Here is a 7866-nt window from a genome sequence, read left to right as displayed (position 1 = left end):
CCGACGTGAAACAGGCCCTTGAGAGAGGCGCGATACAGCGTCGTACCGAGCGCTTGCTGGCCGTCGTCGGTCGGACAATAGAGCTGCATCGTCACCACCTTCTTGCGCGTGTCCGGATGCGGCTTGATCTGGTAGCCGTCCGTGTCCCGGTACAGCACCGGCTTGGCCACCAGCGTCAGCTCGTCGGGTCCTGCGACCTTGTCGCCGCGGGCGCGAATTTCCAGCCCGTCCCTGAGCCTGGCACGGATCGCGTTCTCGACTTCCCTGGACGTCAGCATCGCCGACACCGCCGCCCAGCTGGCGCGCAATTCCCGATCGATCCTGTCGACATTGTCGCCATAGAGGCGGAGCGCCATTCGCGTCCCCGCGCCGGTGATCGGATCGTATCCTGTGGTCGGAACTTTCCGGATCAGGTCCCGGTAGAACGCCGCGGGGAAAAAATCGCGAAACACGATGTGCGGGAACGGCGCGGAAAAATGTTCGGCAGCCTCGATGCTTGCAACCGCGTGCGCAGTGAGCTCGGAGGTCAGACTGGACGGCGGCGTGGTGGTTGTCGCAAGTGCCGGCATAAGATCACCCCCTCAACACACGTTGGGACGTGCTGGATCATCGGCGGGAAGCGGATGGCAAGCAGGTGGTAACCATGCACCATATCCCATGCAGCGACAAGACGGCCGCGCCGAGGGAACATCCCGGTTCATGAGGCGCTGCGCTTAATGCAGCGACGGGTCGCTGGAATGATCCGGTCTGGAACTGGCCGTTCTTAACTCGTGCGTCGGCGCGATCGCGGCGGCCGGCCTGACGAGCCTATTTCTGCGGTCCCGACAGCGCGATGTCGCGTTCGGCACGGAAGAGGTTGCTGTGGAGGTTCGCTATCCACTGCCGCCCGCTCGAGGTCTTGTTGAGATAGCCGATTTCGGTCTGGATGTGGGGCGCCACGCTGCTCCAATAGAACTGCGGATAGCGATTGACGATGTCGGCGGGCGACTCGTAGCCGAGTTGCCGATTGATGCCGACCTCTTCGAACTCGTAATAGAGCGCGTTGGCCTTCCTGATGTAGTTGGGATCGCCGAGCTGGCCGACGAAATCCGCCGCGCGAACGATCGACGCCTCTTCGCCGTGCTCCTGGCCCTCGATGGCGGGGAAGCGGGTGCCTTCAATGGCGTTGATGATACGCTTGGTGTCGAACCCCGCGACGTCTTCGATACGCTCCAGCACGTAAAGCTTCGACCGGTCGACGTGATAGGGCATGAGGCTCGCGTCCGATGAGCCGCGCGGCAGCGTCACCTTCGCTCCCGTCGCATCGATGACGAAGCCGTCCTCGTCGTCTCCCTTGAACAGGCCGCGCACGTAGCCGATGTCGTGGGTCAGGCAGGCAATGATGATATGGGCGTAGTCATCCGCGGTCGTGTGGGTGTGCAACGCCCGCCCGCGCACGATGTCGTGTCCTGCCAGCGTCACCAGCAGCGTGTGCTCGACGTTGTGATAGAGGGCATCGCTGTTGCCGATGCATTCCAGCGCGATGCGGGCGACCGATGGCACGATCTCGAGGAGCTCGGTCTGTGAGGGGCCGAACCGGCGGCGCATGAAGGAACCGAGAAACTCCTCCAGCGAGTCTGCCGCGAGCTCCGGTAATGTCATCATGGATGTTGCCTCGCTTTGCTGATCCTGCCTCCGCTCACTCCCGAATGTTAGTCCATTGCTGGGTGGGTTCATTGATGCTGATTAAAGGATAGCGCATCTTGCCTTGCCAAAACATAGCCTTGGAATCCTGCGGACACGGACGTCGCGCCTCCCCGGTACAACAAAGAGGCGCGCCTGGCCCCGGCCGAGCGCCCGACAGGGCTCCGGTCACGAACATCCGTCCGTTTGCAGGGGCGAGATGGCTCAGGCCGGACAACAGGTGCTAAGACGCCGTAAGGGCCCCCAGGCGCGCTGAGGAAGATAATGGCCGAAGATCATTGGCGAAGAATGTTTCGAGCCTGGTCCACCCTGGCGCGGCCCGTTACTGTTTCCGACGATGTCATCGCCGCGATCAAGGCCGAAGTTTCGGCCGTCACCGGCCGCATCATGCTCCTCGGCGTAACCCGTGGCCTGATGAGCGCCGGGTCAAATCTCGTTGCCGTCGATCGCAATGCCGGGCTTGTGCGGGACCTTTCGCACGCGGCTGTTGCGCCCATTGTGGTGGGCGACTGGCGCTCCCTTCCGTTTCCGGACGCATCGTTCGATGCCTGTATTGGCGACGGCAGTCTGATTTCGTTCGACCCGGATCAGCTCGCAGGAGTACTGGGTGAAGTCGCCCGCTGTCTGAAGCCTGGAGGCAAACTGGCCTGCCGGGTCTTCATGAGCCCGGATGCCCCGGAAACGCTTGCCGACGTGGAACGGGCCGTGACGGAGAGACGTCTCACCTTTCAGCAGTTCAAGTTCAAGTTCGCGATGGCGACGGGGATGGAACTCGGCAACTCCACGACGGTCGCGGTTGCCTCGATACCAACGTGGTTCGACGCGGCATTTCCCGACAGGGACCGCCTGGCGGCGCTCACGGGCTGGGACCGCGCGGAGATCGACACCATCGATGTCTATCGGTCCTCGCCGTCCAGATACACTTTTCCGACCAGGTCGCAGTTGCTGGCGGCGCTACCTTCCGCGTTTGCTGCAAGCAGATTCGTTGCAGTGCCGACCCATCCTTTCGGGCACGAGTGGCCCGTTGTGGTTCTCGCGAGGATTTAGGTAATAAAATACCGGGCAACGTTGCCGCCGCACCACAGCTCGGCGGATTAACGTCCGCCGCGGACGCACGTGCCCGCCTTTCCTTGATTGGGTTCCATGCTCAACCTAATCATCTCCTCGGGAGAGGCAGGACAGATGAGCGTGAGTACCAAGGCGCCGTGGCTGGCGACCACCATGCTGTGTGGGGTCGTGGGCGCATCGTTCCTGCCTGCATCGGCCTATGCCGGCGACCCCTTGCTCTTCTCGCCAACACCGATCGCGAAGTACGCGCCTGCCGTCGATGGCTTCAACGGCAAGGTCGAGCCCTTCGGCGGCATGCTCGCGAACCGCTCTGTCGCCGGCATGCAGGGCGCGTTGTCATTCCCGCTCGGCGGATCGCTTGGCCTGCAGCTCGATGCAGCATTTGGCAACTTCGACCATCGCGGGTTCGGCAACGTTGCCGGCCATTTGTTCTGGCGCAATCCCGGTCAAGCTCTGTTCGGCCTCTACACCAGCCACACCATCTGGGATGAATACGGCGGCGCCTATGTCGGTCAGGTCGCGGGCGAGGGCGAATATTACATCGGCCGCTGGACCTTCCAGGGCATCGCGGGTGTCGAATTCGGCAATCGCGCATCGAGCACGAGCTGGTTCACCAGCGTCGTTCCGCCTGGGCCCGGCCCGTTCGGCGTGCCCGGAGTCATCACGACGTCGAGCTTCACATCGATGTTCGATGTGCGAACCCGGTTCTTCGACCAGATCAACGTCAAGTATTATCTGACCGACGATTGGGTCGGCTACGTCGGCCATCGTTATCTTGGCGGAAAGAACGCGCTTGCGCTGGGCAGCGAATACGCCTTCCCGATCGCAAACAAGTTCAAGGCAACCGCGTTCTTCGAAGCCCGGGTGGGCGAGGGTGATTTCCAGGGTATCTGGGGCGGTCTGAAGTTCTACTTCGGCCAGAAGGACAAGCCGCTGATCGCGCGGCATCGCCAGGACGATCCCAACATCTGGAGCGTCGATACGCTGTTCAGCATCATCAATTCGCAGACGAACTCCAGCACCAGCAACTCGACGGAATTTTGCCATCCGCCCGCCACCCCGTTTGAAGGTTCGTGTGAATCCAGCGTCGGCTTCCTTGGGACTGCTGGCCCAAAATGAACCTAGCTCACATGTGAGATGAACGGGTCGAACTTGCCGCCGGGTCCTCTTGGAATGCGGTCGACCTTCACCGCGAGAATCTCCGCCGACGGATGCAGGTGCTCCCTGGCGTAGGCCTTCAGACCCTCCGCGTCGATGCGCTGGTCGCCATCGGGAACGTAGCGAAGCTCGATCCGCTCGAAGTCGATCTGCACCACCTGAAACTCCTTGCAGGGAACAAAGCCGCGTATCGCGATCTCGTTCCAGACGCGCGGCCAGACGCGCTTGCCATCCCGGAAAACGAATGCGTGACGGGTACGGCCGAGCACCTGTGTGATCACGGGAAGCGTGCGTCCGCAGCGACAAGGCGCGGGATCGGCGATGGCGACGTCACCGATCTCGTAGCGAATGAACGGGGTCGCATAGTTGTACAGTCCGGTCACGAGCACGCGCCCGGGCTCGCCGGGAGCAACCGGTCTTCCCGACTCGTCGACGATCTCGACCAGCGTCATTTCCGCGCAAACATGATAGTGCGGCGCATGCGGACATTCGGTCGCGATGAACCCCACTTCCTCGCACGAATAGATTCCGACCAGCTTCGCGCCGAGCTTCTCGGCCACCAATTCCCTGGTCCCGGGGAGGATCGTCTCCGAGATCGAGAAGATCAGTTCGAACCTGGGAGCGTACCCGGCGTCCGCCGCGGCGTAGGCCAACGCCATGGCGTTGGAGGGCAGGGTCATGAGGTACGGCGCCTTGTGCCGCGACAGCCACTCGATTTGCTGCTCGATCGGCGCTCGCATATCGAGCCCGAATACGTCGGCATCAGGCTCCAGCCAAGACCAGACCTTGGTGGTCTGGCCTGACGGGTACTTGGGAACGTCGCCCTGGCGATAGATGCGCAGCTGGGCAAGAGGTTGCGACAGATCGGCGCCGTGCCACTGCGCCAGCCGCGTGAACGCTGCATTGTACGCAAGCCTCGCCAGCGAATTCACCGTGAAGGAAAGCGGTGCTCCGCCTGAACCCGAAGTCTTGTGATAGGAGATCTCCCCCAGTTGCGGCGGCAGGTTGGTCGCGCGCATCGTATCGGAAAAGTTCGTGGCATCGGCGCGCGTCAGAATTGGAATCTCGCTCCATCGGTCGAGATCGAGCGTGCCGTCGCTACGCACGAGGCAGTTCAGGCGCTCTGCATAGAAACGAACATTGGCGCGGGCATGTTGAACAAGCTGGCGCACCAGTGCGCGTTGATAGTTCTCAAGCTGCGCGGCAGGCATGAACTCGGTCTTGCCGAGTGCGGTGAGATAACGCCGGAATGCCTCGTTCATGGATTTCGTGCGAGCCCCAATTCGGTGCGCAGGCAGCATCTCCTTGCAGCCGTCGCGCCGAGCAGGCGAGGATGTATCCGGTCCTCACGGATCAATCCAGCATGTTGGTTCTCAGAAACGGGCCTGGAGAATGTTCGATGCACGACCTTCGGAAAGCACGCGTTAACCAGCGCTGGAACTCGTGCGCCGCGATGCGGCTTGACAAGGCGGCTGCCCGGGAGGAGCATATGGGTGTCGCCGCTGGCGACGTGTCCACCTCACCCAAAGGAGGTTCGATGACGCCACCTCCGCAGTCACCGCCGCGTAGTGCGATGGTACTCGTTCGGACTATGGCATAGCGGCAAGCACACGAACGGCACGCCGGGCGAAGGTTTAGCGGGCCGCATCAGTGAGGCATGGCCCCTTACCTTCCCGGCGGTGTATTCGCGACACCGATTGTTTCTCCCATCACGATTAGGATGCATGCAGCCACGTTCTGTCGTGACTGCGCGGCATGGTTGGCGCGCGATCCGCTTCTGCGGAAGCTGCGCCGAGACCGCGGTGCGGTGATCCACGCGCTGCAACCATGATCGAAATCAAGGTGGTATCGCTCGCGCCCGGATAGATCGGCGCATGGATCCGATCCCCTTCGTCGCGGCGACGCTGTCGCTGTTGGCAACACCAGGCCCGACCAACACGCTGCTCGCGACTTCGGGAGCCGGCGTTGGGATGCGTCGTTCACTCCATCTGCTCGCCGCGGAGCTGAGCGGATATTTGCTGGCGATCTTTCTGCTGCGCTCCCTTCTCGGACCGCTCCTCGCCGCAGTCCCGGCCCTGGGAGTGTTCCTTCAGATCGTCGTGACGATCTATGTCGCTTACCTCGCCGCGATGCTCTGGCGGCACGGTGCTCGTGACGTGCGCGATGCTGCGCCGGTCACGTTCTGGCGTGTCTTCATCACCACGTTGCTCAATCCAAAGGCGGTCATTTTCGCCTTCACGCTTCTTGCTTCACGGATCGGCTTTCTCGATCTGTTGCCCTGGCTGTCGGCTCTGGCGGTTCAGATCCTCGCGGTCGGCGCGGGATGGATCCTGCTCGGCACTTCGTTGGGCCGCGGCTTCAGCGCCAGTTGGCGCCCCGCGCTGGTTTATCGGCTTGGCGCGGTCGCGCTTGCCGTGTTGGCCGGATTGATCGGCGTTCATTCCCTTGGCATCGCCTGAGCAAGGGCTTAGGTATCGTTCGAACTGAACTGGGCACGACGTGTCGGCAAACGAGGCAATTGCTTGAGCGGGATTCCCGTTCGTCGCGCCTTCCTCGTGCGAGCCGTTTCCGTCTCTTTTCCCGGACGTTTTGCGAGTGCATGCTACAGTCGACGTTGACTGTCTTGGCTTCAGAAGCGGGAAACCACGCATGCCGAACTTCTCGACCCTCACGATTGCTCCGGACGCCGCCGCGCCGCGCGTGGCGCGCCTCACCCTGAACAGGCCGGAACGCCTGAACGCGATCACCGACGACATGCCCCGTGAGATCCGCGAGGCGGTGGAGTGGGCCGAGGGCAATGACGACATTCACGTGATCGTAGTCGAGGGTGCGGGGAAGGGATTTTGCGGCGGCTACGATCTCGCCGGCTCCGCCGAGAGCTGGATCGAGCATCCTTGCCAGCAGGAGAGTTTTCCCTGGGATCCGCTCGTCGACTACGCGAGGATGAAGCGCAACACCGAGGACTTCATGAGTCTGTGGCGCTGCCCCAAGCCCACCATTGCCAAGATCCACGGCGCCGCGGTGGCGGGCGGGAGCGACATCGCGCTGTGCTGCGATCTGATCGTCATGGCTGACGACGCGCGCATCGGCTACATGCCGACCCGGGTGTGGGGCTGTCCGACGACGGCGATGTGGACATTCAAGCTCGGTCCGTCGCGGGCGAAGCAGCTGATGTTTACCGGCGACGTGATCGACGGCCGCACCGCCGCCGAATGGGGCCTGGCAAATATGTCCGTTCCGTTGAACGAGCTCGAAAGCGCCACCATGAAGCTCGCCCAGCGCATGGCCGGCGTACCGAGAAGCCATCTCGCCATGCACAAGATCGTGGTCAACCAGGTCGTGCAGAACATGGGCCTCGAGCAGACGCAGACGCTCGCCACGGTGTTCGACGGCATCTCGCGCCACAATCCGGAAGGACTGTGGTTTCGGCGTTACGCCCAGCGCCACGGCTTCAAAGCCGCCATCGAATGGCGCGACAGCGGCCGGCCGATTCCGGAAGGCAACGAGGCGCGCGAGGAAATCCGTCGTCTCAGCGCGACCGATCCGGAATGATGTGGGTTCGGCCCGGCGCTTTGGGCCGACCCGTTAACTCATGCATATCGAGCTCCGCCGTCATTCCGGGAGAATCCATGTGGCAGCACGTTGCGCGGCTCGATGGATTCCGGGTTCGCCCGTTGGGCGCCCCGGAATGGCGGGCGATGTCGAGGCCTGGTTTCCGCCTGGCGGGCAAATCGCCAAAACCTGTCAAGCCCTGCCGACGAAAATATTTCTCTTTTCCCGAATTCGGATTTGGCGTATATACGATCTGTCTCACCCACACGAGGGGCGGTTCGCGAGTCGTCAGAAGCGCGGGTTGGGATGCGGTGGACGCGACTGCGTCGTGCGCGAGGAGCGTTGCAGGGCGGGCCTCAAGTCCGTGAGCAAGGCTTTCGCGTGGACGAACGGCGCTGAAAGCGT

7 protein-coding genes are annotated in these 7866 nt (G+C 62.6%); 4 read left to right on the top strand and 3 right to left on the bottom strand.

Annotation, left to right across the window (positions count from 1 at the left end; translation table 11 throughout):
- The coding region (locus HY852_RS10850) for a hypothetical protein (protein ID WP_291604647.1) at positions 1 to 569 on the bottom strand (569 nt) is incomplete at its 3' end.
- A gap of 238 nt (positions 570 to 807) precedes the next feature.
- Positions 808 to 1644: a metal-dependent phosphohydrolase gene (locus HY852_RS10845; RefSeq protein WP_291604646.1), complete on the bottom strand. Its 837-nt coding sequence runs from the start codon at positions 1642 to 1644 to the stop codon at positions 808 to 810.
- A 327-nt stretch (positions 1645 to 1971) separates the two neighbouring features.
- Between HY852_RS10845 and HY852_RS10840 the strand changes: the two genes are divergently transcribed.
- Positions 1972 to 2730 (top strand): class I SAM-dependent methyltransferase, encoded by a 759-nt coding sequence (locus HY852_RS10840; protein ID WP_291604645.1) that lies wholly within the window; start codon positions 1972 to 1974, stop codon positions 2728 to 2730.
- A 135-nt stretch (positions 2731 to 2865) separates the two neighbouring features.
- Positions 2866 to 3870: a hypothetical protein gene (locus HY852_RS10835; protein WP_291604644.1), complete on the top strand. Its 1005-nt coding sequence runs from the start codon at positions 2866 to 2868 to the stop codon at positions 3868 to 3870.
- A 2-nt stretch (positions 3871 to 3872) separates the two neighbouring features.
- On the opposite strand, the gene HY852_RS10830 is transcribed toward HY852_RS10835, so the two are convergent.
- On the bottom strand, positions 3873 to 5171 hold the full coding sequence (locus HY852_RS10830) for a hypothetical protein (protein WP_291604643.1): 1299 nt from the start codon (positions 5169 to 5171) through the stop codon (positions 3873 to 3875).
- Between the two features lie 612 nt (positions 5172 to 5783).
- Here HY852_RS10830 and HY852_RS10825 point away from each other — a divergent pair.
- Both HY852_RS10825 and HY852_RS10820 read left to right on the top strand, forming a co-directional pair.
- On the top strand, positions 5784 to 6368 hold the full coding sequence (locus HY852_RS10825) for a hypothetical protein (RefSeq protein WP_291604642.1): 585 nt from the start codon (positions 5784 to 5786) through the stop codon (positions 6366 to 6368).
- Positions 6369 to 6558: 190 nt separating this feature from the next.
- Positions 6559 to 7461, top strand: coding sequence for a crotonase/enoyl-CoA hydratase family protein (locus HY852_RS10820; RefSeq protein ID WP_291604641.1), 903 nt, complete (start codon positions 6559 to 6561; stop codon positions 7459 to 7461).
- Positions 7462 to 7866: the final 405 nt, after the last annotated feature.

Source organism: Bradyrhizobium sp. (assembly GCF_016213215.1).
Classification (GTDB): Bacteria; Pseudomonadota; Alphaproteobacteria; order Rhizobiales; family Xanthobacteraceae; genus Bradyrhizobium.
This window is presented reverse-complemented; position numbering and strand designations above follow the sequence as displayed.